2 protein-coding genes are annotated in these 2,175 nt (G+C 73.2%); both read left to right on the top strand.

The genetic code is table 11. The features are described 5' to 3' along the window. The coding region (locus tag HCN52_RS23875) for a Stk1 family PASTA domain-containing Ser/Thr kinase (protein ID WP_168090498.1) at positions 1 to 998 on the top strand (998 nt) is incomplete at its 5' end. Between the two features lie 299 nt (positions 999 to 1,297). Then, positions 1,298 to 2,134, top strand: coding sequence for a transglycosylase SLT domain-containing protein (locus HCN52_RS23870; protein WP_168090497.1), 837 nt, complete (start codon positions 1,298 to 1,300; stop codon positions 2,132 to 2,134). Positions 2,135 to 2,175 lie beyond the last annotated feature (41 nt).

Genomic DNA, 2,175 nt, shown 5'->3' with positions numbered 1-2,175 from the left:
GCGCCGCGACGGCGCCGGTGCCGGCCGGCGGGGAGCGGACCGCCGTCATCGAGGTCAAGGAGACGGGCCCGTCGGGTCCGCCGCCCCGCCCCGGCCGCGGGTGGCGCACGCTGCTCGACGGGGGGCCGCGGCGCGGTGTGCTCGCGGTGATCGCGGGAGTGCTGCTGGTCCTCGGCCTCGGCGGCGGTCTGTGGTACGTGAATTCCGGCCAGTTCCTCGCCACGCCCGGGGTCTACGACCTGCCGCAGGCGGAGGCCGAGGAGGCGCTGCGCGACGCCGGGCTGCGGGTGGAGGCGACGGAGGGGTTCTCCGCCACGGTGGAGGCCGGTCACGTCATCTCCACCGACCCCGAGCGCGGTGATCGGGTGCGGCGCAACGCGGTGGTGACGATCGAGGTGTCGGTCGGCCCGGAGCTGGCGACGGTCCCCGAGGTGGAGGGCGAGGAACTGGAGCGGGCGCGGGAGCTGATCTCCGAGGCGGGGCTCACCCCGGGCCGGGTCGAGCGGGCCTTCGACGCGGAGGTGCCGCTGGGATCGGTGGTGTCGACCTCGCCGGCCGCGGGCGAGGAGCGGCGCCCGGACTCCGCGGTGGAGCTGGTCGTCAGCCGGGGGCCGGAGCTGCCGGTGCCCGACGTCGTCGGCGAGGACGCGGGCGATGCGGAAGCACAGCTCGCCGAGGCCGGGTTCGAGGTCGAGGTGGCCGAGGAGCGCGTGCACTCGGAGCACGAGGAGGGCCGGATCGCGGCGCAGTCCCCCGAGGCGGAGGAGGTCGCCGGCGAGGGCGACACCGTCACCCTCACCCTCTCCGAGGGCCCGGAGATGGTCGTGGTGCCCGACGTGCGCGGCCGGTCCGAGGACGAGGCCGTGGAGATCCTGGAAGAGGAGGGGTTCGAGGTGGAGGTGCAGCGGTTCTTCCTCACCGGGACCGTCTTCAACCAGTCGGTGCACAGCGGCGACCGCGCCCCGCGCGGGTCCACGATCACCCTGTACGTCCGGTAGCTCCCTGCAGCCGCACGCGGGGCGCACCCCTCCCCGCGTGCGAGGGGTGATCAAACTCCGGAATTCTGTGACCTGCACCATAGGGGGTGCGTCACATACGAACCGTGTTAGTAAGGAATCCCTGCCGCACCGCACCAAACCCCGCACCGCGTGACCCCGCCGCCGAAAGTCCCATGGGCTTCCGGCGGCGGGGTCTTTCACTATCCCGCGTAGCACGTCACACCTTTGCCACAGGTTTTTCGCGGCTGTTACCAAGAACGTCGCCCCGTTCCCGCGATGAATCGATCGAGGTTTACGCAATGCCCGCTCGTCAGCTTTCCCGCCGCCTGCAGGTGACGCAGAAAACCGCGACCGCCTCCCTGGCTCTCTCCGGCGCCGCCATTCTCGCCTTCACCGTCGTCCCCGGCCCCGCCGCCGCGGACGAGCGGCCCGCCCAGTCCCTCTCCACCGAGGCGTCGGCCTGGGACCTGGCCGGCGCCGCCGTCCCCGCCCAGCGGGACGGCTCGGACGACGTCCGCACCCTCGCGGAGGAGTCGCTCCGGGACCACGCCGCCCGGCAGGCGGCCCAGCAGCAGGCGGCCGAGGAGTCGCAGCAGGCACTGGCCGAGGTCCGCCGGGCCGAGGCCGAGCACGCCTCCGAGGCGGAGCAGGCCGCCAAGCAGCTGGCCGCCGACGAGAAGGCCGCGGCGGAGCGTGAGGCTGCCGAGCAGCCGGCGAGCCGTTCCACCGAGCGCGAGGCGCCGGTCGTGACCGCCGCGGAGCCGGCGCAGCCCGCGGCGGAGCCGGAGCCGGAGCCGGAGCCCGCCAAGACCTACGAGGACAACCTGGAGGGCTGGATAGCCGAGGCGCTGGACATCATGTCCGCCAACGGCATCCCCGGCAGCTACGACGGGCTGCACCGCAACATCATGCGGGAGTCCAGCGGCAACCCCCAGGCCATCAACGACTGGGACATCAACTGGATCAACGGCACCCCCTCCATGGGCCTGCTCCAGGTGATCCAGCCGACCTTCGACGCGTACCACGTCGACGGCACCCCGCACGACGTGTGGCACCCGGTCGCCAACCTGGTCGCCGCCGCGAACTACGCCTGGGACCGCTACGGCTCCATCGACAACGTCGACGGCCCCTACTGAGCCCTTCCGTACCGACGGACCCGCCGCTCCGGCGGGTCCCC

The sequence above is a fragment of the Streptomyces bohaiensis genome, assembly GCF_012033785.1.
Lineage (GTDB): Bacteria > Actinomycetota > Actinomycetes > Streptomycetales > Streptomycetaceae > Streptomyces > Streptomyces bohaiensis.
Note: the sequence above shows the minus strand (reverse complement) of the source record. Positions and strands in the feature narration are given on the sequence as shown.